This is a genomic window from Halobellus captivus (assembly GCF_007655485.1).
Lineage (GTDB): Archaea > Halobacteriota > Halobacteria > Halobacteriales > Haloferacaceae > Haloquadratum > Haloquadratum captivum.
This window is the reverse complement of the sequence record NZ_VJXQ01000010.1, coordinates 11,822-34,837: the sequence shown is the minus strand read 5'-3', so window position 1 is coordinate 34,837 and position 23,016 is coordinate 11,822. Positions and strand designations below refer to the sequence as shown.

Genomic DNA, 23,016 nt, shown 5'->3' with positions numbered 1-23,016 from the left:
ACCGAACAGCCACGACGCGAGCGCCCAAACAGGACTCACCTCGAGTGTCGGGAATGTGATCGGGAGACTAAGCATCGATTCCGCGAATTCGAGGCTGTCCCCGATGATGAGTGGACCGGGCAGCCCATGTGGGAGTGTCAGCGGTGCGGGACACCTCGCTATGGACCCGAACCAGAAGCCGATCAATAGAGACGGAGTCAGTTTAACCAACGGACCTGATATCGACTCGTTCTGTTGGTTAACTAGAGGTCAGTTCGTGATCACTCCCAGACTGCCCCGCTGACTGCCCGCCGGTGTTTTTTCGCGCCGGAAATTGGCGGAGGCGCACACATGGACCCACGAGACACCCCCGGCTATCGACTCCACCGCGCGCTCAGTAGCCTCACCAGTATCGACAGCGACCAATTGGAGCCCGCTGATCAAGAGCGAATTAGCACCGCGACGACGCTCCTCGAGCAGGTGGATGTTCTCACCCAACCGAATACGACGAGGGACGGTGACGTCAACAGAGAATCCTGACAGCTCGATGCATCGGCAGCGCAACGTCATGTGGCCGTCACAGCGTGAGCAGTTGCTCGCCCCCTGAAGGGGTGCGGGGGCGCGAGACAGCTCCCGAGAACAACCGATGGCAACTCTCCAAGCCGCAACGACATCGACCGGCGCGCTCGTAACAGACCCACAGGCCGTCCGCCAGCTCTGTGAGAACCACTGCTTCGGGACGCTCAACTGGGAGGTGGACGACGACGGCGAACTGATCATCTGGGGCTACGATAGCTTCGAAGTGTACGAGGCCCGTGAGAACGGGCTTCCTGACTACGACGGTGGCATCGTCACCCACGAGTTCCTCCGGTCGCTCGCGGAGTATCTCGAACCGGACGAAGAATTCGACATCCAGACAGCCGGATTTACCAAATGCCGATTTCCCGTGCTGGCGAAACGGTACGTCGTCCGCGACGGTGAGGTGCTGTACGCGGACCTCAGTTCCCCCGACCCGATCGACGAGTAGCGTTGTTCGTCCCCCGGGAGGGGTGCGGGGCGATCCAGTCGTGGATCGTTCTGCGAGGTGATTGTTCAATGGGCCACCGCGCACTTGTTGCGTACGAACGAACCGACGGACAGTACACGCTCCATTACTCTCATTGGGGTGCATCAAATCTGAAGCTCAAGCACCGAATCTCGGCTGAGTCGCCGTTCGGTGGCGAAGACACCGACTCCAAGTGGGCGAAACAGCTGCTGGCGGAGTTAGCCGATGGCCTCGAGGCAGATGCCGTCGACGGCTACCTCGCCGGCGAAGACCGACCGTCGACGGTCGTCGAGCCGAAGCCTCGCGCCACCGGGCTCACGCTCGAGGAGATTATCGCTGACCATCTCGACTACCTCCACCATGAGGCGTTTTACGTGGTGTCGACGACGTTCGAGGTGACCGCCTATCGGACGCTGTGGTTCGGGCTCCAGTACGACTCGGAGACGGTCGAACAGGGAGAGACCGTCGGGAACGGCGCGCTCGCGACGGTGCGTTGGTACGACGGCAAGCCGGTCGGCGACGGCCATCTGAAGGGACAGTTCCGGGCACTGAAAGACGTCGTTGGCGACATGCTCGACAAGGGCGTCTTCACGCCGTCAACGGCGAGACAGTATCTGAAACGGAAGCTCGCTGAGCGGGTCGGAGACCGACAGGAGCTGCTCATTCCGACCGGAGAATCACCCTTCGAGACAGCGAGTCTCGGCAAGTCGTAACACCAATCCCTTAGTGGATATCGGGGGACGTCCAAGTATGTCAAATCAGTCTGAAGATGACGTTCGTGTTTGGCTTGTCGAACGGACGTACTCCGATGACGAACAGAACCTGATCATCCTCACCTACGCAACGCCCGATGGCGAACAGTACTATCGGAAGGAGCGGGCGCTAACCTCATTTACCGATGTCCGAGATACGACGGCAGCAGTCGATGCTGAACTCGACAATCTTGGCATGGTCGATGACCCAGACCTCCAGGAACAATACGCGGCCGAAGCGCAGCGAATGCAGGAGGTCCACGACCCGGACGACGTGATCTGATACCCGCCAGTAGACATCACCCCGGACCATGGGTTATGTCGTAGGAGGCCGTACACAGGATATGCGCGAACTCATCTTCGCACTCGAATACGAGCCGGGCTGTAACCGGGTGGCTGACGCTCTCGCCGACCACTCCGACGCCCGCGTCCGCTCGCTCTCGCTGCACGCCACTGCCGAACGTCTCTGGCGGGTCGACCATGCTACCGGAACTCCTGAGGCGCTCGACGCTATCGAGGACGCCTTTCTCACCGGCGACTACTACGCCGACTGTCTGGCGACTGAGGATTGCGGCGCCACACAGACCACCCGCGTCCTCGACCGCACGGACGACGCGCTCATCCTCTACTCAGATTGGGAGCGCACTCCGACCTGCGCCTCAGTCCCCCACATCGCTCGCGACCACCTCGGCGACGGCGTGCTGTTCGAGACTCGTCACGAGGGCCGCCACTACACGTGGCGACTCATCCACTCCGGCGATGGCGACGTGGCGGCGTTCTTCGACGCTCTCAAAGTCGCCGTCGGGGAGTGCGCCCAGATGGAGATGCTCCGCACAGCGGACACAACATCAGCTAGGGGAAGCGACGGAACACCGAGTGGATTGCCTCCAGCCCAAGAGGCTGCTCTCCAGGCCGCCGTCGAACACGGCTATTACGAGTCGCCCCGCGAGGTTGACGTCGGCAAGCTCGCCGAGCATCTCGACGTGCCGCGGTCAACACTCACCTACCGACTCCGTCGGGCGGAAGAACATTTGGCGAAGCAACATGTCGCCGGCGAGCGGGTCACGGAAGAACAGCTGGCATCGTACTGAGGGCCGCAGTTGGAATATTCCAACAAAGACATATCGAACTCCCACTCCTACCGTGACGTGATGACAGAGAATCCGGACGCAGCAGGAGGAACGAGCGGCGGCGGACAGCGACGTGAGTTGACCGCCCGCCTCGCCGTTCCCGAGATGGACTGTCCCTCTTGCGCCCAAAAGGTGGACAAGAGCCTCCAGCGTGTCGACGGCATTACTGACGCCACGCTCCAGCCGACCACCGGCACGGCCAACGTCACGTACGACCCTGATCGGACCAGCGAAGCCGACGTAGTCAAGGCGATTGAAGGCGCCGGCTACGAGGTCGTCGGAGGCTCGGACGCCGAGGGCGAGGATGAGGACAACCAGGCGACCGATGGCGTCGACATCGCGCCACCATCGGAGGTCTGGACGAGTCCTCGCGCGAAGAAGACGTGGCTCGGCGCGGCGTTCGTCACGCTCGGCCTCCTCTTCGAGTTCCTCCTCACCGGACAGAACGTCACGGTGGCGAGCGTCCTCGAGTACCCGCTCCACATCGCAGATGTCCTGTTCCTCGGCGCCGTCGCCGCCAGTGGCATCCCGGTCGTCCGTAGCGGGTACTACTCCGCGAAGAACCGAAGCCTCGACATCGACCTGCTGATGGGGACGGCGATCATCGCGGCGACCGGTATCGGCTACTTCGTCGAGGCCGCTACGCTGGCCGTCCTGTTCAGCATCGCCGAGCTGCTCGAGGACTACGCGATGGACAGGGCACGGGACTCCCTGCGCGAGCTGATGGAACTCTCGCCCGACGAGGCGACCGCCCTTCGCGATGGTGAGGAAGTGACCGTTCCCGCCGAGGAGGTCGACGTTGGCGAGACCGTCGTCGTCCGCCCCGGCGACAAGATTCCGCTCGACGGAACGGTCATCGACGGCGAGAGTGCAGTCGACCAGTCGCCGATCACGGGCGAGAGCGTCCCCGTCGACAAGACTGCCGGCGACGAGGTCTACGCCGGCGCGATCAACGAAGAGGGGTACCTCGAGGTAGAGGTCACCTCGACCGCTGGCGATTCGACGCTCTCGCGCATCATCGAGATGGTACAGGGCGCACAGGCGAAGAAGACCGAGTCTGAGCAGTTCGTCGACCGCTTCTCCGGCTACTACACACCCCTCGTCGTCGTGCTGGCAATCCTGACCGCCGCTATCCCGCCGCTGGTTATCGCCGACCCCATCTCGGTGGACGTGGCCGGGTACGGGTTCACTTTCGCCGGCGACTGGCAGACCTGGTTCATCCGGGGGCTCACCCTGCTGGTGATCGCCTGTCCGTGTGCGTTCGTCATCTCCACACCCGTCTCGGTGGTGTCGGGCATCACCAGCGCCGCGAAGAACGGCGTCCTGATCAAGGGCGGCAACTACCTCGAAGCGATGGGCGGGGTCGACGCCGTCGCGCTCGACAAGACGGGGACGCTCACGAAGGGCGAACTCGCCGTCACCGATGTCGTCCCGGTCGGCGACACCACTGAGGCCGATCTGCTCCGTCGCGCCGCCGGGCTGGAGCGGCGCAGTGAGCACCCCATCGCTGCGGCGATTCTCGCCCGTGCTGAGGAGACGGGCGTGGGCGACCTGCCCGACCCGAGTGGCTTCGAGAGCCTCACCGGAAAGGGCATCCGCGGGGAGATCGACGGCGAGACGTACTATGCGGGCAAGCCCGCGCTCTTCGAGGAGCTGGGCTTCGACCTCGCTCGGGCACGCCGCGAGACGGACGGCGGCGTCGCGGCGGAAGAGGCGGCCGAGTACGACGACGGGGCATTCGCCGAGGACGCGCTCACCTCACTGGAGCGGGAGGGCAAGACGGTCGTTATCGTCGGGACGGAGTCGGAACTGCTGGGTGCAATCGCCATCGCCGACGAGGTACGCCCGGCCTCGAAGCGGGCTGTCGAACGCCTGCACGAGCTGGGCGTCGAGCGCGTGGTGATGCTGACCGGCGACAACGAGGGCACCGCCCGCGCCATCGCCGAGCAGGTCGGTGTCGATGAGTATCGCGCCGAACTCCTACCCGACGAGAAGGTCGACGCAGTCGAAGAGTTACAGGCGGAGTACGGGGAGGTCGCGATGGTCGGCGACGGCATCAATGACGCCCCCGCGCTCGCCACTGCGGAGGTCGGCATCGCGATGGGCGCCGCCGGCACCGACACCGCCCTCGAAACGGCTGATATTGCGTTGATGGGCGACGACATCGGGAAACTCCCGTACCTGTACGACCTGTCGCATACGGCCAACGGCGTGATCCGGCAGAACATCTGGGCGAGCCTCGGCGTGAAGCTCCTGCTCGCGTTAGGCGTGCCGCTGGGCCTGGTCAGCGTTGCGCTGGCAGTCGTTGTCGGAGATATGGGGATGAGCCTCGGCGTCACCGGGAACGCGATGCGGTTGTCCCGGATTGAGCCCGACCGGTTCTCCGACACCTGATTCTGCGGCTGAAAAGGCGGGCAGGGCGCTCTTCTTTCGGGACTTACCTCCGCTACATCGAGACAAGTTGTGGTTTGTCTGGGGCAGAAAGGACTGAGCCCCACCGTGGGCTCTGATTTGATGCCCGAGAATCCAGACGACGATCCGTTTCACGATTGCGAGTTAGGTCCCGACGCAGTCCTCGGGACGCACACCTTCCACGATGTCCTGTTCACCGACGACACGGAGACACCGGTGAACGTGCTCACTGGCGAGACACCAGCGCATTCGCAAGCCACCGTCGAGGAAGTGAAGGCGTTCGCTGCGAGTATCGACACGGACACACCACAAATCGCGCTCCCCGCATCCGTCGAGTCGCAGGTCGAAACACAGAGCAAGCCCTACACCTCAGCTGCGTTCTTCCATTTCAAGGCGACGGGGTCACTCGAACGACACCGTGCCTACCACGCCGCGTACGACTCGGATGCGTTCACCGTCGACTTCGAGGCCGACTACGCGTCGGGCGATCTAACCATCACAGTCGAGCGAGCGAACGAGTCCTAAGACTCGACCGCTAGATCAGGTTTTTCGAGCGCCGGCGATGGGTGCCGGCGCAGCAGGAGTGAGCGAGCAATCATTCCCGGTGCGTCGGCGCTTCGAGGTGTTCGAGATGCACATGGTCATTTACAGTCTGGTAGAAGCATCGACAGAAGACGAAGCACTATCCACCGGAAAGTCGGTGTTCGACCGCCTGGTCGGCGCGGACCCACACGCCGGCGCCGTCTTCGACTACCACGTGACTTTCGATGAGGAAGACACGTCCGTTGCGGGGAAGGCGCGATGGGGTGAGTTGCCGACTGCAGCCCCCATCGACTCCGATGACGGCCAAGACCTACTTGAGCGTGGCTGGGAGGCGACGAAAGAGGAGTTCGAGCGCAACCTCGAGCGGGTGAGGGAAGCACTTGACGAACTCTCCGACGAGGAGATTATGCGCGACGAAGATCTCGCTCGGCACGCGTTCCACCAGGTCGGCGCCTACGACGGGCCAACGATCTTTCTGTACAACGAATATTCGAACGGTATCCGTCACCGTGAGCAGCTGGATCGAGTGCTGGAGGAGAGCGAGGAGCTCTGGATCGTACCTGCCGACGTCCACTTCTAACAGATGTCCCGGATCACAAATTGGAAGCGCGAGAGTCGGTCGCCCACACTCGCATACCGGAATACGGAGACCGGAGCTCGGGCTATCTTACACCGAGCACCGGACTCGTACCGCTACAAGTGGCGCGGCGCAATCCTCGTCGACGGCTACCCAGTGTGGTCACGGGGGTACGAGACGAAGGACGCGAAATCGTTCCGTGACGAGCTCCGTGACCGGCCAGCGCCCGAACTGAGTTGTCCCGAGTGTCCGAACAGCGACGTGGCAATCGGTGGAAAAACGGCTGACTGCGCGAAGGTTCAGCGCTGGTTCGAGTGTCGGAGCTGTGGGTACGAAGCATCCTCGCGAATCGTGTACGGCGCCGAGCGCTGATTGATTGGAACGTATCTGCGGTGACGTTTATTTTGGGCCGGGATGGGTGGCCCGTCTCAATCGGGCCAGATCCACAGATGAGTCTGGAAGGCATCGACCGTCACAGCGAAGCACTGTTCGAGTTCCTCTGGTGCCCCGTCTGCGGGCACCAGGTATTCAGTCACATTCCGTTCGAAGGTGTGTTCTGCAAGAACTGCAACACCCAGGTCGAACTCCAGGAATCCCGAGAGACACGCGGCTACGAGGAGGCCGTGCTCGCCTGCTTCGACACCCACTCAACCTGGAACCTCCACGTCGACGAGAGGCTCCGTCGCGACCTACCCGATGGGTCGGCACGGGTGAAGATCCTCGGCGCACCGGGGGCCTACGAGGTCGACTGGTGGAGTCCAGCACCTGGAGAGGATTGGGAGCCGGTCGAGCGTGGTGAATTCGACGACGTGGAGGAACCAGACGAGGTGTCACATCTCGCGTAGCGTATTGCAATCCCGCAACGACTGCGTAGTGTTGTTCCTGCGCCGGCGATGGGTGCCGGCGCACCCGCGCCGGAGAGTATCGATGTCGACACGAAGTCAGCTCCGATTCGTCCAACGAGTCGAACAGACCGGTGAGACAGATGGCAGCGCCGACCGCGTCGCGCAGGTATACCGGCATTCGGATGGCTACCCGGGGAGCGTCCTCCGGGATCTTGCACAGCTGAAAGAGCTGCTCGATGCGACCCGGGCCGAGCGCGGACCGGGGTACACGGCGGCGACGTTCATGTTCCTCGACAAGCTCTCGACAGTCGACCTCTATCTGGATGGCGACCCAGACCGAACGATCGACGCGGCTCAGCCAGCGGATCTCCTTGAGCCGTCCAACATGGAGCACCTCGACCAGCCGCTGTTCCTGCTGGGCCACGGCGTCGAGAATCCGGCCGACGGCATCCACGGCGACGAGGAGTACCTCTACGTCGTGGAACTCCCGACGGAGAACCCGTTCGACGAGCCGACCGAGTGGACAGTCAAAGTGAGCGGTCACTCCGCATTCCCCCGCTGGGACGGCCCGACCGACGAGGCCTTCGAGCGGGCAAGTTGGCAGTTCCACGGATCGCTAGAGACCGCACTCGCAGACGTCGTCACTGAATAGGAATTTCGTCAACCTAAATCCAGAAACGTATTTATACGAATAGGGTTTAGAGTAGACACAGATGCTCACCAAGGCCGGACTCGCCGTCATCGATGCATTGCGTACCGGCCGGGAAGCGACGGCAGCCGACCTCGCGACGGACACCGAGTATTCGCAGGCACACCTCTACGACGTCCTCGATGAATTGCTCGACTCGGGGTTGCTCGACGAACGCCGCGGGCCCAACAACCAGCGGCGGGTTCACCTCGCCGACCACCCGGTCGTCGAAGCGTACCGGCGTCTACAGTCGGAGCTCAGTCACGTCGAGTGGCCCGACCTCCTCTCGGCAGCCACACTCCGGGTGTGCTGGTATCTTGACGAGCCGCGCCGGGTGGCCGAGATCGCCGAGCGACTCGACATTACGCGACAGGGCGTCCACAAGGCGCTGTCACCGCTCAAGCATCGTGCGATGCTGTCCCCATCCGGCCCGGAGTACGCGTTGAGTGCGGACCTCTCGCCGCTGCTGGCGTTCGCCCGTGCCGTCGTGCAACACGAGCACCGGTCGCGAGTCCGGACACTCGCGCCGAGTGCGACCGTCGAGTGGTGTGATCCAAAGCGAGCACTCGTCCACATGCAGACAGCCGCGGATACGGAGGCACTCGAGGCCGCCCCCGACTGGCAACTGACTGGGCTCGCCCGGTTTGCAGAGTACGGCCTGCAGTTTTTCCTCGCGGGCGAACCCGCGTTCTGGTATGCCCCGGACGAGGAACTCACACCTGCCGACGTGGTGTGCCACACGCTCGTCCGCGATCGCGGGTCCCGCCGCGTCAGCTATGCGATGCTCCTGATCGAGGAGTTGGACATCGACCAGGAGACGCTCACGGAGACGGCGCGGTGGTACGAGTTGGAATCCGCAGTCGCTGCGATGTATCGGTCACTCCAGAGCGAGTCCGACGCCTCGGCGGAGTCCCCTGTCATCATCCCGAGTGAAGCAGAATTCATGGCGCTCAAAGAGCAGTACGGGGTCTCATGACCGTGTTCAGTGGCGGCGACGCGATCAGAGAGTTTCTCGAGGAGTTCGATAGCTGGCTCTCGGAATCTGTGACGGTGTATCTTCTCGGCGGATCTGCGATGACAGTGCGGGGATTGAAAGACCAGACCGAAGATATCGATCTCGCAGTGGGTGTGGTGTCCGAGTTCGAGCACGTCCACCAGACGCTCACGTCGCAGGGATTCACGGTTGTCGATGAACCGACGGAGTCGTTCGAGGGCGTCGGAAAAACCGTCGAACTACATCACGAAGATCGCGGGTTTCGGATCGATCTCTTCGAACGGCAGATCGTCGGAAAAGTCTGGATCACCGACCGGATGCACGACCGGGCCGCGGAGTTCTGGGTCGGGACCCACGCGACAGCATTCGTCCTCTCCGATGAGGATATGTTCTTGCTCAAAGCGGTTTCCGGTGGTGACCTAGCAAGTGGCCGGCGACGCGACATCGAGGATATACGGACGTACGCCCAGCGAGGGGTAAACTACGAGGTGATTCTGAACGAGATCAACGAGCAGCGACCGTTCAACACCGGCGCGACTGAAGCACAGCAGATCCGCGACCGCTCGCATCCGCTGTTCGCAATCGAGATGGCGGTGAACTCCCTCTCGGGACTCCCAAACACGTTCACCGCCCGTATCGAAGAATTTGCGACAGAATTCGAAATCGAATACACCGTTCTTGGAGCAGTGGACGATGGGATCGACGACGTCGACACGATCCGAGAGCGCGTCCTCGCGAATGTGCGGGCGCTGTCGGACCACCAGGAAAATGCCGTCGATGACGCAATTGACCGACTGGTCACCAAGCAGATTCTCGAGCGCGACGGCGAGACGGTTCGACGCCGGTGAACTGGTACTTCGTCCGCAGTTGTTGTTTGTCGCCCCCCGAGGGGTGCGGGGGGTGTTCGAAGGAGCCTCCGCGGACCAACCGATGAGTGGAATAAGCAACCCACACTCGCACGAACAATCACGGATCTCGGATAATTCCGATGTCGTCTACGTCGGTTACCGTCGTCAAGGCCGCGTTATCGTCGAGAAACGACCCGGCGAAGAACAGCTGACACCGGAGCGAAGTCTTGAACTAGTAAATCACAGTCCAAGCGGATTCGAGGTTGGGTATTGTGGCAGTGGACCGGCCCAACTCGGGCTTGCACTCCTGCTCGATTACACCGACGACGAAGAGGTGGCACTGGCGGAGTACATGGCGTTCAAGACCGAGGTCGTGAGCCAGCTCGACTGTACTGGCCCCGATGGCTGCTGGCGCCTCATCGGGCGTGAGCTTGACGCAGCCCTTCGCGGAATAGCCGACGAACCGGTTGCGCTGTCCGCCTGAAATCCATTCTAGAGAGCAATCCATGGCAGAACCCACTCAGCAGTCGCACATGTCCGCCGAATCGACGGAGAACACTGATCGACAGGCACCAACCGAATACGTCGAGCGAAGCGACGTCGGCGTCTCACTCACCGTGAAGCTCACTCGCGGCACTGGCACCCGCGATCAGGACAAAATCGTGGCCAAATCGAAAGCCAAGACGCTCGAAGATGCCCGCGAGGACATGGAAATCCTCCGGGAGTACATCCACGATCTTGCTGAGGACGCTCGCCAGATCCAGCCAGCAGCCCCACACGAAGAGTAATTTTTTTAGGTGTTGCACAGAATTGTGTAACCATAGGATGTACGAAGTATGCGGTGAGAAGGAACTCAAGGTCATCCTCGCGCTTGACCAAGGCGATTCCATCTCCGGCGTCGCGCGAAAGATCGACGAGAACCGAGAGACGATTCGGCGCGTCATGAACCGCATCGAAGAAGCGGGATACGTCGCGTACGATGATGGCCTCCAGCTCGTCGATCAGACGCTCCGAGACGCCGGTCTCGAGTTCCTGACGACGGCAGCAGACATCTCACCACCATCCATCTCGGAGGCGTACGTCATCCCGCAGTTCGCCGGCCTGGACTATGCATTCACATCCATCGATGCAGTATACGTCTGGACCCAGGGCGGCTACCAAGTCGCTCGCGACCCGGAGGATTATCCCCTGTTCATCGCTGTTCGCGAGCAGGACGTCGACGCCTGGGAGACATTCTTCGATCGGTTCGGAATCCCGACTGCGGAAGAACGCCAGCCCGCTGAAGACCTTGATTGCGCCATTCAGGTTGTCCTCGAGCCCCGGCCACAGATCGATGCCGAGATGGTCGACGGACGGCCTGTCATTCCGCTTCAGGAAACCGTGGCATTCGCGAACGAGTACTACGCAACCTTTCAGTCTGCCCTCGACATGCTCGGCCGAATGTACGACGACGTCGACACCGATGCGAATTATCGCCGAGAGCCCGCCTGAGCATGAGCCAGGAAGACCGCAGTGACGCGCTCATCCAAGTCCTCGATGAACTGGAGCAGTCAAACATTGGATTCGTCCTCGTTGGTGGATACGCGATCAGTCAGTTCGAGACGCGGTTCTCGACCGACCTCGACCTCGTCATTGCACCAGATGACTACAAGGACGTCGTGGCGTTTCTGGAACAACATGGCTTCGAACGGACAACCGAGTTCGAAGTCCCAGCAGAAGAGACAATCTACAACCGGGAAATCGACTGCTTCGAGCGAACCGAAGGACTGCCCCATCCGGTCGGTGTGGACATTCTCGTGAACGGACTTGGGTGTCGACAAACCGAAGCAGAGTGGTCGTTCGACTATCTATGCACGCACAGCTCCCCGACGACGATTTCAGGCGGGACTCGGTCGACGACTGCACGAGCCGCTGATGGGGAAGTGCTCGTTGCCGCCAAGCTCCATAGTGGCCGGAAAACGGATCTCGCAGATGTCCTTGCTGCGATCCCCTCGATCGACTTAGATCTAGTCGAGACACATCTGCATCGCGGCGATGCTGATGCCCTTCGGGAACAGCTCAGTGACGCACAAGCGTTCATCGAAGAGGGCGGACTCGATCACCGATTCAAGAGCTTGTTCGGCCAATCGTCGGCATCGGCTGAGGACATCGAGATCCTCCTCGAGTTTCTCAAGCGACAACAGAAGTGAGACAGCGGTCACCGCGACAGCAGCAGTACCGGTAGCTGCGAATCCGTTCCCGTAGCTACGGAAGACGGAAAGCGAGTTAGAGCGGTTTGTTGCCGCCTTGAAAAGGCGGAGGCGAACATACGTGAGTGACTCGTCAGACCAAGCTGCAGAACCAGATGGTCTCACACCGGAGCAACGGCTCGACCCACCAAGCACGCGACTCATCAACGCCGGTATCGTGACGATCAACGACATGGAGACGCTGCGAGCCTGCGTCGCCTACGAGAACGCGAATCAGCAACGGGTCCAGATCCTCCGCCGACTCAAACAGCGGGCTACCGAGATCCGCTCTCAGGGCGACTGACGCGACACTCGGAGGTGTCTGTCGGAGCCTCGGTGGGTGGAGGCTCAATCCAAATGAGCGAGCGACCCGAAATCGAGATTCAACAGCAGACCGCGTTCGGTGATGATGGCCAGCTCGAAGTCACAGAGACGAGCGTCGAAACCTCACTCGAGGACTTCGGCGCTGACGTGGATCATCGCGACCGGGATTCACGTCTCGATCGGCCCGAGTCGAGTGAGTTCGGCGTCGACGACCGGCCTGAAGTTGAGCAACCATCCGAGGGTGAACAGTCCAGTCTCTTCGCCGATACAGCCGAGGACCAGCAGACGCTCGCCGGCGACGATGCGGCCGCTCGCTGTCTTTTCGAGGAACAACGATGACACGACTCACCAATTGGACGCGAGAGAGCCGTACTCCAATCCTGGCGTACCGAAATACAGAGACCAACGTTCGAGCAGCCCTGCACCGAGCGCCGGACTCGTACGTGCATAAGTGGCGGGCCGCGATTCTCGTCGACGGCTATTCCGTATGGTCGCGCGGATTCGCGACGAAGGAAGCCACATCACTTCGTGACGAACTCCGAAAGCGCCCTCAGCCTGAACTACCCTGTCCAGAGTGTCCTAACGAAGACGTCGTCGTCGGCCAGAAGAGTGCTGACGGCGCGAAGGTACAACGGTGGTTCGAGTGTCGAGACTGCGGCTACGAAAGCCGCTCAGCAATCGTCTACGGCGCCGAGCGCTAATTCCCCTAGTAGAACAGACAAAGCCTTAGAAAACCGGCGTCGTGAGATCCACCATGGATTGTACAGAGTGCGGTGAGCCGGTCGACGAAACAAAGGATCTCGATGTTCCTGAAACAATCCTTGAGCACGGAACAGCGAAGGTTGACCCATCAAAGTCCAAGGTCACCCAGTTGGATCAGTACGCGGATGAGATTAAGGAACACGTCGAGGCGAAGAACGGCACCGAAGACCTCTTGCCCATCATCAAAGCCATCGAAGATGCGGATAGCTACTGCGTCGGTACAGGCCTCAGCATGGGTGAGAGCCCGGACAAGATAATCTTCTACATTCACTGACCGTTCAGCGAGAGTGCATCAGTCGCCTCGAGTACGCTCGTCCGGCAGAGTTTTTCGACCCCCAAGAGGGGTGCGGGGAATCCAATAACCCGCATTCGACCTATGAAGACGGATTCGACCAACCACCCACGAGCGGCAGTACAGGATGATAGTGAGCAATGCCAGACCAACGCAGACCACGTCGAGTACGTGGGTATGCGCGTCGACGGAACTCCGGTGGTGCTGAAGCTCACAGAGCACGAGCGCCTCTCGCCCGACCGAAGCCTCGACCTCGTCCGACATAGCCCGGCGGGATTCGAGTGGGGCTACACCGGAAGCGGCCCGGCGCAACTCGCCTGTGCGCTCCTCCTCGACTACTTCGACGACGAGAGCGTCGCCCATCAGTACTACATCCAGTTCCGAAATGAGGTGGTGAGTCAACTCGCGTGTGATGGCCCGGCTGACTGCTGGCATCTCACCGGTGACGACATCGAGGCTGCACTCGGTGAGTTCCAGGACCATCACGCCCTCACGCCGGACGGTGGCGTCGCGTCGACATCGCTGCCGGCGAATTGGAGTGCCGTGAGCCGGACAGATCGGACGGTCTTCCAGCGCCAGGACATCGACCATTACGTCGTTCTCGGTGACGGGAGCGATGAGTGGCTACTCCTGCTCTGTGCGCAGGGCGACCGCGCGTATCCCGCGCCGCTTGACCATCGAACACTTCCGGTTGAGAACGATCCTGCTTCAGCCGTTCAGGCACTCGTCGCTGAGAGTAACGACCTCGTCGAGCCAGAGGAGGACATTTGATGGACGCTCTTCGTCTCTCGCGAACTACCTACCAGCTGATCGAACGGGCTGTCGAGGCACTGGAGCGCATCGGCCGGGAACTCGAGCGATACAACGACCGGCACGAGCGAATAGCGGAGGAAGCCACAGACGAGACGAGTCCCGATGACTCATGACCGGCGAAGCGACGCTCGACGAATTCGAGGCCGAGACATCGTCCGGTGAATCCCGCTCGCCCTCACTTGGAGACCGGCTTCTCAGCCCGATCTCGCCGTCCGTGGGGCTTCGACTGATTCCCGGTCGTGGTGATCCGTTCTATCTACAGAATCGAGGCACTGAGCGGTATCTCTTCTGTGACGAGCACGACCGATGGTTCATACTCCAACCGTCGGCAAAAGCGTCGGAAGAGGCGTTCGTCCGCTGGGTGTATCTCCCAACGGACAAGCCCGAACGGCTGGCGCGGTCGGCGCTTCGTCGACGGACGATGATCGGTTACGACTACGTTCGGCGGTCGACCGCCCCAGACCCGGTCAGAACGACGGTGACCGCGATGTTCGTCACCGAACGCTGGCCCGAGACGACCTACGAGTGTGGGTCCTGCGGGGCGCTGTTCGACACACCACAACAACACGCCCTCCACTGCTGGGAGGCCCATCCGTGGGTGCCGAATCCGGAGCAGGTACGCCGTCGACGTCAGCCCGACGAGTGAGTTCGAGAGTTGAAGACAGGTGTCGGAATCGTCCAGGTGATTAACCAACAACGCTGGATTCTTGGGCAGGGTGTTGGTTAAGAGGTGCTGTTTTTTGCGCCCGTGAGAGGGGCGCAGGGCGCGTGATGAGAGCGTCGTCGCGATAGTTGAGTCCGATTTCGAGGTGACCCAAAATGAAAGATCCAGAATCCAGCACCGTGTTCGCTGGCGTCGACGGACGAACCGACACAGAACTACCCGAGTGGTACCGCCAGAAGAAGAGGGTCAACGATCCAGAGTCCTTCGCCGAAGCGGTTCGCGACCTCCCGCAGGCCGTCGAGACGACCGTGGCCTATCAAAACCCCTACACCGACGAGTGGGTCGAGACGGAGCGCTTCAACGCCCTCGTCGAGCCGGGTCGGGCTCGCGACCAAGCGACGGAGAGCGAGCCTGAAACTGACCCCCTCTTTCACGTCCCGACAGACAGTTACTCGATCATCAATCCGGCCGATGTCTACCAGCCCCTCGAGGACGTCCTTCGCGAGGAGACCATCGAAGACACGTCGCTCGGGGACGTGATGTTCGGCGAGATTCGACGCTACCGGGGCGGTGGCGAGGTCCACATGGACGTGATGTTCGACGGCCTCGAGGTACGCCTCCCGGGCCGCTCGGACCCGATCACGATGGGCGTGACCTCCGGCTACGACTTCTTCGGTGAGCACGCCGTCTACGTGGAGGGATTCGCTCAGGACGGGTACTGCTCGAATTCGATGCGCTCGCTCACCGATAAGGAAGTCATCAAGCACGTCGGGGACATCCGGAACTTCCGGACCTGGTGGGAGGAGCTTCTCGCCCAGGTCGAACTCGTCGCCGACGACCTCTTCGGGTTCATCCGAGATGCGCAGGACATCGACCTCGACTTTTCGGACCTGCCGTTCACCGTCACCGAGTTCTACAGCCTGCTGGGCTTCCCGGACTACCTGGCCGAGCGCGCTGCGAGCGATGCGGAGGCCAACGCGGCCTCACCGATCGAGATCGATATGTGGACGCTCCATTCCGGCGCGACGTACGCACTCACTCACTTCTTCCAGGGCAAGGAGGGCGCGTCGCTGGACGGCTACGTTCGTACGGCCAACGACATCCTGTTCAACCCGGAGGGCACCATCGAGCGCGTCGAACGCGCTTACGAGGAGCAGCTGGAGACAGACGGCGATGACGGGTCCCAGGCGTCACTCGCCGGCGAGCGGGCGCTCGCGAGCATCGAGCGCGTCAACGATGATCTGCAGGAGAAGATCGACCAGTTCGAGGAGCGGGAGGACGCGCTCCGTGAGCGGTTCCAGGACGCAATGAGCTGAAAATCGGAGCGGCGTTCACTGAAACGATCCTCAAATAACAGATTATGTGAGCGGTTCCGGTTCCTCATTATATTCGACTACTAATTCGACATCCTCAGGACCGAGTTCATCGCGTTCCGCTTCCAGCGTCTCAAGAGCGTCTTTAACAGGGAAGAAATCCGGCTTCTCGAGCGCATCTTCTGTCGCCCAGGCGTATCGAATCGTTTGCTCGGAATCGATGAGGAACACGGCACGCTGCGGGACGCGCTCGTGGTTCTCCCATCCGTCATAACAGACATCATACGACTCGGCAACCCGCCCGGAACTATCACTAAGTAACGGGAAATTGAGGCCGTATTCCTCGGCGAATGCTCGGTGGGCGTAGACGCTGTCACCAGAAATTGCCCAGACATCAAGCGCCGGCGTCAGCTGAAACCACTCTGCATCGCGAATCGCACACAGTTCGTTTGTACAAACAGGACTGAAATCAAACGGGTAAAATACCAGCAACGCAGCCCGATTATTGGCAGTTGTCTCATCCAAGCTGTACTCGGTTTGTTCTCCGTCACGGAGACCTGGAAGAGTAAACGACGGTGCAGACGCTCCCTGGTTTATCATGTGTCACAGTAGCACACGAAGAAAGGATAGTCTTGGGGCTAACACCCCCACCTGAATGGAGGAGCCTCAGATGTGGGATGAAATTCACTGGAGTCCGTACGTCAGGAGTTCGCCGTCGCCCACTCAAGAAGGGGTTCTAATCTCGAACAAATCTCATCCCCCTCGTCAGTTAGCGCGTATTCGACGCGTGGCGGAATTTCGTTGTACTGCGTCCGTGAGACGAGTCCTGCCTCCTCGAACTCAGTGAGGCGTTTCGAGATCGTCGACGTGCTCGCAGTCGGAAGATGATCTTCGATTTCCGCGAACCGCAGTGAGTCGTGTGCGCCGATGATGCTGACGAGTTGCATCGCGTATTTTCGGCTCAACGTGTCGATAACTCCTGTGAGCGGGCAGTAGCACGTCCCCTCAACATCACACGTGGGCGCCGATGAAGTAGTATCTGCCATAGCTTCGTGGCCTCCAACCTACTCCATAGCTTCGGACTCTGGAGTATAAGAACTTCCCATCGTAAAGTATCAGTATAGATGACTCACACCTCCGACTATGATCTCGTGATCCTCGGCGGCGGAGCCGCTGCCTTCGCCGCCATCACCGAAGCGAGCCGGAGAGATCTCTCGACGGCGATGGTGAACACCGGCCTGCCGATCGGCGGGACCTGCGTGAACGTCGGCTGTGTCCCGAGTAAGCATCTACTCGCCGTCGCCGAGAGTGGCGCTGCAGCGTCGGAGAATCCCTTCGACGCCGTCACATATCCCGAAGAGCCGACTGTCGACTGGGCCGACGCACTCGACGGCACCAACGAACTCGTCGAGCGGTTCCGGCAGGAGAACTACGTCGACGTCGCCGAGCACTTCGAGACCGACATCTACGAGGGCTACGGCCAGCTGATGGACGACACGACCATTGAGGTCGTCGACGGCGCCGACGAGGGCGCGCACATTACTGGGAAGAAGGCGCTCGTCGCGACGGGCAGTTCACCGTGGGCGCCGCCCATCGACGGCCTCGACGACGTCGACTACTACACGAGCGAGACCATCCTCGAGGGGCGCGACCTCCCCGAGAGCATCGTGATCCTTGGTGGCGGATACATCGCGCTGGAGTGGGGCCAGATCCTCCACCGTGTCGGCGTCGACGTAACCATTCTCCAGCGCTCCGGTCACGTGCTCTCAGATATGGAAGGTCAGCTCGGCCGGGAGATGCAACGAGCCTTCAATGAGGAGGGAATCGATGTCGTGACCAGTAACGACTTCCAGCAGGTTCAGGATGTGGCTACCGACAGTGGTGCTGACCCTGGTCAGAAGGGCGTCGCTGTGGAGACTGTCATCGAGGGCGAGGAGCAAGCGTTCACCGCAGAGACGTTATTCGTCGCAACCGGCGTCCAGCCCAACAGTGAGAACATCGGCTTGGAAGCAGTCGGCGTCGAGACCGAATCCGATGGCGCGATTCGCGTCGACGAGCATTTCCAGACGACCAATTCCGACATCTACGCGGCGGGGGACGTGATCGGCGAGCCCGAACTGGAGACGGTCGCCGCCAAGGAGGGCAATCACGCCGTCAAGAACGCCTTCGGCAACGAGGGCGTCAGCATCGACTACGATGCAGTCCCCGCAGTCGTGTTCACCAGTCCCGAGGTAGCAGTCGTTGGGACAACTGAACGTGAATATATGGACGAACACGGTACCTGTTCCTGCCGGACGGTTCAGATGGAAGATGTCCCTCGGGCAAAGGCCGTCAAGAACACGGATGGACTCGTCCAGGTGGTGAAGCACCACGAGACCGACGGGATTGTTGGCGTCCACATGGTCGGCCCCCGCGCCGCCGACATGATCATGGAAGCCACGCTGGCGGTGAATTTCGGTCTCACCGTTGACGACATCATCAATACTGTCCACCCGTTCCCAACGTTCTCCGAGGCGTTCAAACACGCCTGTCAGGCGTTCCGTCGGAATACGTCCAAAATGAGCTGCTGTATCGAGTGAGCGTCAGTCCTCGGTCGAGAACACATCGTCGAGCGTGCCGCTCTCGCCTAATTCGATGAGGGCACGGTTCAGGAGTTCGCGAACCATGAACTCCTCGTAATGCTGGGTGTCGCAGTACTCGCAAGGCTTCATTTCGCGGGCAACCGCCTCAATCTCGGTACCGTGGTCCGCATACAACGTCTCGATGAGGGCAGTCAATTCTTCGGACGCGGTAGACTGCGCCTGCGCGAGGTTATTGTCGGCGCCTTCCGGAAGATCGTAGGAGAAGACTCGCGTGTTCGACTTGTAGTACTTCCGTGTCCCTCCACCAGCCTCTTCCAGACGAGCGATTTCCACCATCCCCGCATCCTTCAGGACGTTCACATGGTGACGCACTGTCGTCTCGGCCTTCTCCTCGCCGCGACGGTGCAACTCGTCGTGGATCTCCTCGATCGTCATTTCATCGGTCACGAGCATATCGAGGATCTTCGCCCGAACGTCGTTCTCCAGTGCCTTCGCTTTCTCCGGATCCGTCGTCACGACTTCACGGATCGGCACGTCGGATTCGAGGAGCGCCATTCTTGTGAGGACGTAGGGGAACGACGATAGTAAGAGTAACGCCACACACTCGACAGCAGTCTTAGTTATTCGATACCGCTATAACTCTAGTCGTAATGGTTATCCACTTCGCTGGGTAACTAGCGACCACAATGGGAACGACACAGGAACAATTCAACGTCGGGGGGATGTCCTGCTCGTTCTGTGCCGAGAGCATCAAGAAGGCCTACAGCCGGACCGACGGCGTCGAGGACGTCGACGTGAGTCTCGCCCACGAGGAGGTCCTCGTTCAGTATGACGACGACCGCCTGAGCGAGGTCGAGGTGAAGGACACGCTTCGGGAACTCGGCTATACCATCCGCGACCCGGACAAAGCGAAACGATACGAGCAACAGCAGGCCGAGCTCGCCGACGGCAAGCGCCGCCTCCTGCTCGCCGGCGGCGCATCCATCGTCGTTGCTGTGCTGATGGGCTGGATGATCCTCGTGATGGGGCGCTTCGAGTCAGCGTCGCTCGCGATGGACCTCGTGACTCTCGGGCTGGCGCTCGGGACGATGTTCGGCCCAGGACGATACATCAAACAGAAAGCTTACCAGAGCCTGCGCCGGGGGATCTTCAACCAGCACGTCCTCCTGGAAGCGGGCTCGTTCGCCGGGCTCGTCGGCGGACTGCTCGGCCTGTTCGTCTTCCCGAGCTTCCCGACCGTCCACTTCTTCGCCGTCTCCGTGTTCATCACCACCTACCACATCCTCTCGGAGTACACCAGCCTCATCGTCCGCACTCGGGCCTCCCAAGCCGTCCAGAGCCTCCTCGATCTCCAACCCGACACGGCACGCCGAGTCACCGACGACGGCGATGTCGAGGAAGTCCCGATCGACGACCTCGACGTTGGCCATCGCGTCCGCGTCAAGCCCGGCGAGAACATCCCCGTCGACGGCACCGTCGTCGAGGGCGAATCGACGGTCGACGAGTCGGTCGCTACCGGCGAGTCCATCCCCGAGAAGAAGTCCGAAGGCGACGAGGTGATCGGCGGCAGCGTCAACGAGACCGGGACGCTGCTCATCGAGGTAACTGCAACCGGCGAGGACGCGTTCCTGAATCAGGTGGCACGCGAGATCGAGGAGGCGCGGGCGATGAAACCCGGCATCATCCATCTCGCCGACCGCATCCTCAAGTACTTCGTCCCAGGCGTCTTGACGATTGCCGCGCTCTCAGTTCTCTTCTGGGTGGTTGCACCGCTCGCGTGGGGGGCAGCCTCCGACGTCCAGCGCGGGGCGTTCGCAGCGCTGGCGGTCCTCGTCCTCGGCTACCCGTGTGCGCTCGGGATGGCGACACCGCTCGCCCTCATCCGGGGCGGCGGGAAGGCGGCGAATCGCGGCATTCTGATGCGCTCCGGCGACGCCTTCCAGATATTTCCCGACGTCGACCACATCGTGTTGGACAAGACCGGCACCATCACCGTCGGCGAACCCGCCGTCAGTGAAGTCGTCGCGTTCGACACCGACGAGGTGGATGTACTCACGACTGCGGCCAGTGCAGAGGCGTTCTCCGAACACCCGCTCGCCGATGCGATCCTCGAGTTCGCTGACGAGCAAGATGTCGAGTACGCGGATCCCGACGCCTTTGACTCGGTGACCGGCAAGGGCGTCCGAGCGATCGTCGGCAGCGACGACGTGCTGGTCGGGAAACCGGGGTGGCTCAGCGGCAAGGGGATTGACCTTTCGAAGGGGAGCGACGACATTGAGCGACTTCAGGGCCGCGGCCTCACCGTTGCCGGAGTTGTTCGTGACGGTGACCTACTCGGTCTGATCGGTATCGGTGACGAGATCAAGAGCGACGCCGCTGCGACCATCCAGCGGATGCGAGACGCCGGCATCACGCCCGTGATGATCACTGGCGACAACGAGCGCACCGCGAACGCGGTCGCCGAGGAGGTCAGTATCGACCGCGTCATGGCCGACGTGCTGCCCGACGAGAAACGCGAGGAGATCGGTCGCCTGCAGGAAGCTGGCCACCGTGTGGCGATGGTCGGCGACGGCATCAACGACGCGCCGGCACTCACCCAGGCCGATATCGGGATCGCCATCGGCGCCGGCACCGACATCGCCATCGAATCGGCGGATATCGTCCTGATGGGTGACCGGCTCGGTGGCGTGGTGGACGCCTACGAGATCGGCACGGAGAGCTATCGGAAGACTCGCCAGAATCTCGTGACGGCCTTCGCGTTCAACGGTGTCGGCGTCGCCGCCGCGACCACAGGGCTCGTTCACCCCGTGTTCGCGATGCTCGCGATGGTGCTGTCTGTCTCGGCGGTGCTGGCCAACAGCTTCGCTGGCCAGCTCCTCTCCGGTAAGGGTGTCAATACCGAATTCGCTCTAAAAGAACGCACCGACGGCGAGCGGGAAGACGGTCGAGTGACGGCCGATTAAGCCACCACGTCGTAGCCATCCTGTTCGATTGCCGCGTTCACATCGTCGTCTGCGACTCCATCCTCAAGGACCACGTCGACCGTGTCAGCTTCGTGGTCGGCCTCAACGCGATTCACACCATCGAGGTTTCGCAGGGCGGTCTCTACGTTCTGTTCGCACCCGTTGCACGACATCCCGGTGACGGAGATCGTCTTTCGCTCCATACGGGCCTGTAACCACTCGCGGGGCATGACCATTACGGCAACCGTTGTATCGGTTTATCCCTATTAGAGATGGGCGTCATCGTCCGGAGAGTTGTTTGTGTCGGCCCCAAAGAGGTGGAGGCTCTTTGAGATGGGGACCACTAACGACGAAGAGAGTAACGAATTCCCTCCAGAGAAGCGTCTGGAAGCACCGAACACACGCCTGATCAAGGCAGGGATCGCGACGATCCCGGATATGGAAACCCTCCAGGAGTGCGTTGCCTACGAGAACGCCCATCAGAATCGGACGCAGATTCTGCGCCGGCTCAAGTGGAAGGCTGAAGAGCTGCGTGAGGACGAAGAGTAAGCTCTGTTATTAACCAACAAGCTCCGCGTGGGTTTCCCATTGTTGGTTAACAGACTGCGCCTCGGTTTTTCAGGCCCCTGAAGGGGCGCGGGGCGGCCAACAGCGGCCTCGTGACTCCAATCATGTCCCTCGATTTGAGTACAGACTCCAGAACGGCTAGCGACATCGCTGCCGCCAGACAAGCCGACATCCTGGCGTTCCTCCATCGAGCCCCGTTCACTCTGGATGCCTATAAGCTCGGTTTCCTTCCCGGCTTTCGGGAGGACTGCGGGTATCAGGAGAACCAATATCAGAACCTCACCCTCCCCGTCGGGATGCTTGACAACGACTTTCGGAACCCCGATCTGGATCGGTTCGTCGATCGGTTCTTCGAGCAAGAACCACAGGTCGGCGTCATCGGCGACATCTACGAACGCGGCGACGTCGATGACCACGTCGCTGCTGCTCGTGAGATTCACGCCAGCTACCCCGAGGCCGAGCTCATCATCGTCCCAAAGTCTCAAGCGGTGATCGACGCAATTCCCAAGGATCTCGTTCTTGGCTATTCGCGTGGGTACGCCGACCGGTTGGCCCACGAGTTCTCTGATCCGGCCGACTGGCGCGGTCGGCGCGTCCATATCCTCGGCGGGAGTCCACCAAAACAACTCGAAGCCATCCGACAGCTGACCCGACCGACGCTCACGGACGAGCAACCAGCCGACATCGTCGGCCTT

The 23,016-nt window shown here is 61.2% G+C and carries 33 protein-coding genes and 1 pseudogene; 30 read left to right on the top strand and 4 right to left on the bottom strand.

Features of this window, described 5'->3' with window-relative positions; translation table 11 throughout:
- The 26 genes and pseudogenes from FJT57_RS17325 to FJT57_RS16030 form a co-directional block, all read left to right on the top strand.
- A pseudogene (locus FJT57_RS17325) lies at positions 1–189 on the top strand (hypothetical protein); the annotation flags it as partial.
- A 141-nt stretch (positions 190–330) separates the two neighbouring features.
- On the top strand, positions 331–519 hold the full coding sequence (locus FJT57_RS16145; protein ID WP_049983731.1) for a hypothetical protein: 189 nt from the start codon (positions 331–333) through the stop codon (positions 517–519).
- Between the two features lie 106 nt (positions 520–625).
- Complete coding sequence (locus FJT57_RS16140; protein WP_058366987.1) at positions 626–1,006, top strand: hypothetical protein; 381 nt, start codon at positions 626–628, stop codon at positions 1,004–1,006.
- A 68-nt stretch (positions 1,007–1,074) separates the two neighbouring features.
- On the top strand, positions 1,075–1,737 hold the full coding sequence (locus FJT57_RS16135) for a DUF6735 family protein (RefSeq protein WP_058366986.1): 663 nt from the start codon (positions 1,075–1,077) through the stop codon (positions 1,735–1,737).
- A gap of 37 nt (positions 1,738–1,774) precedes the next feature.
- Positions 1,775–2,059, top strand: coding sequence for a hypothetical protein (locus tag FJT57_RS16130; protein ID WP_123115082.1), 285 nt, complete (start codon positions 1,775–1,777; stop codon positions 2,057–2,059).
- Positions 2,060–2,120: 61 nt separating this feature from the next.
- Positions 2,121–2,867, top strand: coding sequence for a helix-turn-helix domain-containing protein (locus tag FJT57_RS16125; RefSeq protein ID WP_123115081.1), 747 nt, complete (start codon positions 2,121–2,123; stop codon positions 2,865–2,867).
- A gap of 60 nt (positions 2,868–2,927) precedes the next feature.
- The gene (locus FJT57_RS16120) at positions 2,928–5,300 is read left to right on the top strand and encodes a heavy metal translocating P-type ATPase (protein ID WP_203229219.1); all 2,373 of its coding nucleotides are present in this window, start codon (positions 2,928–2,930) and stop codon (positions 5,298–5,300) included.
- Positions 5,301–5,420: 120 nt separating this feature from the next.
- Positions 5,421–5,843, top strand: coding sequence for a hypothetical protein (locus FJT57_RS16115; RefSeq protein ID WP_144906859.1), 423 nt, complete (start codon positions 5,421–5,423; stop codon positions 5,841–5,843).
- Positions 5,844–5,949: 106 nt separating this feature from the next.
- Entirely contained in the window at positions 5,950–6,441 is a 492-nt protein-coding gene (locus tag FJT57_RS16110) for a hypothetical protein (protein ID WP_144906867.1), read from the top strand.
- A 3-nt stretch (positions 6,442–6,444) separates the two neighbouring features.
- Positions 6,445–6,810, top strand: coding sequence for a DUF7568 family protein (locus tag FJT57_RS16105; protein WP_144906857.1), 366 nt, complete (start codon positions 6,445–6,447; stop codon positions 6,808–6,810).
- Between the two features lie 77 nt (positions 6,811–6,887).
- Positions 6,888–7,283, top strand: a complete 396-nt coding sequence (locus FJT57_RS16100) for a DUF7567 family protein (protein WP_144906855.1) — start codon at positions 6,888–6,890, stop codon at positions 7,281–7,283.
- 82 nt (positions 7,284–7,365) lie between these two features.
- Complete coding sequence (locus FJT57_RS16095; RefSeq protein ID WP_144906853.1) at positions 7,366–7,935, top strand: hypothetical protein; 570 nt, start codon at positions 7,366–7,368, stop codon at positions 7,933–7,935.
- Positions 7,936–7,996: 61 nt separating this feature from the next.
- A complete protein-coding gene (locus FJT57_RS16090; protein ID WP_144906851.1) occupies positions 7,997–8,947 on the top strand; it encodes a helix-turn-helix domain-containing protein in 951 nt (316 codons plus the stop codon).
- Entirely contained in the window at positions 8,944–9,813 is an 870-nt protein-coding gene (locus tag FJT57_RS16085; protein ID WP_144906849.1) for a hypothetical protein, read from the top strand. The genes FJT57_RS16090 and FJT57_RS16085 overlap by 4 nt, the downstream gene beginning before the upstream one ends.
- 82 nt (positions 9,814–9,895) lie before the next feature.
- Complete coding sequence (locus tag FJT57_RS16080) at positions 9,896–10,297, top strand: DUF6166 domain-containing protein (protein ID WP_080508373.1); 402 nt, start codon at positions 9,896–9,898, stop codon at positions 10,295–10,297.
- A 22-nt stretch (positions 10,298–10,319) separates the two neighbouring features.
- Positions 10,320–10,601, top strand: a complete 282-nt coding sequence (locus FJT57_RS16075; RefSeq protein WP_058365826.1) for a DUF7389 domain-containing protein — start codon at positions 10,320–10,322, stop codon at positions 10,599–10,601.
- Between the two features lie 37 nt (positions 10,602–10,638).
- A complete protein-coding gene (locus FJT57_RS16070) occupies positions 10,639–11,304 on the top strand; it encodes a helix-turn-helix domain-containing protein (protein WP_058365827.1) in 666 nt (221 codons plus the stop codon).
- A 2-nt stretch (positions 11,305–11,306) separates the two neighbouring features.
- On the top strand, positions 11,307–12,002 hold the full coding sequence (locus tag FJT57_RS16065; protein WP_058365828.1) for a nucleotidyltransferase family protein: 696 nt from the start codon (positions 11,307–11,309) through the stop codon (positions 12,000–12,002).
- Positions 12,003–12,123: 121 nt separating this feature from the next.
- The gene (locus tag FJT57_RS16060) at positions 12,124–12,345 is read left to right on the top strand and encodes a hypothetical protein (protein WP_058365829.1); all 222 of its coding nucleotides are present in this window, start codon (positions 12,124–12,126) and stop codon (positions 12,343–12,345) included.
- A 53-nt stretch (positions 12,346–12,398) separates the two neighbouring features.
- Entirely contained in the window at positions 12,399–12,704 is a 306-nt protein-coding gene (locus tag FJT57_RS16055) for a hypothetical protein (protein ID WP_058365830.1), read from the top strand.
- Positions 12,701–13,066: a DUF7568 family protein gene (locus FJT57_RS17140; protein ID WP_080508372.1), complete on the top strand. Its 366-nt coding sequence runs from the start codon at positions 12,701–12,703 to the stop codon at positions 13,064–13,066. Before FJT57_RS16055 ends, FJT57_RS17140 begins: the two co-directional genes overlap by 4 nt.
- A gap of 53 nt (positions 13,067–13,119) precedes the next feature.
- Positions 13,120–13,401, top strand: coding sequence for a hypothetical protein (locus tag FJT57_RS16045; RefSeq protein WP_123115070.1), 282 nt, complete (start codon positions 13,120–13,122; stop codon positions 13,399–13,401).
- Between the two features lie 102 nt (positions 13,402–13,503).
- A complete protein-coding gene (locus FJT57_RS16040; protein ID WP_058364835.1) occupies positions 13,504–14,190 on the top strand; it encodes a DUF6166 domain-containing protein in 687 nt (228 codons plus the stop codon).
- Positions 14,190–14,345 (top strand): hypothetical protein, encoded by a 156-nt coding sequence (locus FJT57_RS16780; protein ID WP_176329435.1) that lies wholly within the window; start codon positions 14,190–14,192, stop codon positions 14,343–14,345. The genes FJT57_RS16040 and FJT57_RS16780 overlap by 1 nt, the downstream gene beginning before the upstream one ends.
- A complete protein-coding gene (locus tag FJT57_RS16035; RefSeq protein WP_080508253.1) occupies positions 14,342–14,878 on the top strand; it encodes a hypothetical protein in 537 nt (178 codons plus the stop codon). The genes FJT57_RS16780 and FJT57_RS16035 overlap by 4 nt, the downstream gene beginning before the upstream one ends.
- Before the next feature lie 173 nt (positions 14,879–15,051).
- The gene (locus FJT57_RS16030; RefSeq protein WP_058365921.1) at positions 15,052–16,212 is read left to right on the top strand and encodes a hypothetical protein; all 1,161 of its coding nucleotides are present in this window, start codon (positions 15,052–15,054) and stop codon (positions 16,210–16,212) included.
- A gap of 42 nt (positions 16,213–16,254) precedes the next feature.
- On the opposite strand, the gene FJT57_RS16025 is transcribed toward FJT57_RS16030, so the two are convergent.
- The gene (locus FJT57_RS16025; protein WP_080508383.1) at positions 16,255–16,809 is read right to left on the bottom strand and encodes a peroxiredoxin; all 555 of its coding nucleotides are present in this window, start codon (positions 16,807–16,809) and stop codon (positions 16,255–16,257) included.
- A 101-nt stretch (positions 16,810–16,910) separates the two neighbouring features.
- A complete protein-coding gene (locus FJT57_RS16020) occupies positions 16,911–17,255 on the bottom strand; it encodes a winged helix-turn-helix transcriptional regulator (RefSeq protein ID WP_080508382.1) in 345 nt (114 codons plus the stop codon).
- 78 nt (positions 17,256–17,333) lie between these two features.
- Between FJT57_RS16020 and merA the strand changes: the two genes are divergently transcribed.
- Positions 17,334–18,788: a mercury(II) reductase gene (merA, locus tag FJT57_RS16015; RefSeq protein WP_144906847.1), complete on the top strand. Its 1,455-nt coding sequence runs from the start codon at positions 17,334–17,336 to the stop codon at positions 18,786–18,788.
- Positions 18,789–18,791: 3 nt separating this feature from the next.
- On the opposite strand, the gene FJT57_RS16010 is transcribed toward merA, so the two are convergent.
- Positions 18,792–19,346, bottom strand: a complete 555-nt coding sequence (locus FJT57_RS16010; protein ID WP_058366869.1) for an ArsR/SmtB family transcription factor — start codon at positions 19,344–19,346, stop codon at positions 18,792–18,794.
- A gap of 131 nt (positions 19,347–19,477) precedes the next feature.
- Here FJT57_RS16010 and FJT57_RS16005 point away from each other — a divergent pair, with 131 nt between their 5' ends.
- Complete coding sequence (locus FJT57_RS16005; protein ID WP_123115064.1) at positions 19,478–21,754, top strand: heavy metal translocating P-type ATPase; 2,277 nt, start codon at positions 19,478–19,480, stop codon at positions 21,752–21,754.
- Here FJT57_RS16005 and FJT57_RS16000 read toward each other — a convergent pair.
- The gene (locus tag FJT57_RS16000) at positions 21,751–21,957 is read right to left on the bottom strand and encodes a heavy-metal-associated domain-containing protein (protein ID WP_058365359.1); all 207 of its coding nucleotides are present in this window, start codon (positions 21,955–21,957) and stop codon (positions 21,751–21,753) included. The two genes, FJT57_RS16005 and FJT57_RS16000, sit on opposite strands and share 4 nt — an antisense overlap.
- Before the next feature lie 130 nt (positions 21,958–22,087).
- On the opposite strand from FJT57_RS16000, the gene FJT57_RS15995 reads away from it, so the two are divergent.
- Positions 22,088–22,303 carry a hypothetical protein gene (locus FJT57_RS15995; protein WP_058365358.1) on the top strand — a complete coding sequence of 72 codons (216 nt, stop codon included), beginning with the start codon at positions 22,088–22,090 and terminating at the stop codon, positions 22,301–22,303.
- A 122-nt stretch (positions 22,304–22,425) separates the two neighbouring features.
- Positions 22,426–23,016 (top strand): DUF6610 family protein (locus FJT57_RS17135; protein ID WP_338035708.1); only part of this gene is annotated, 591 nt, incomplete at its 3' end.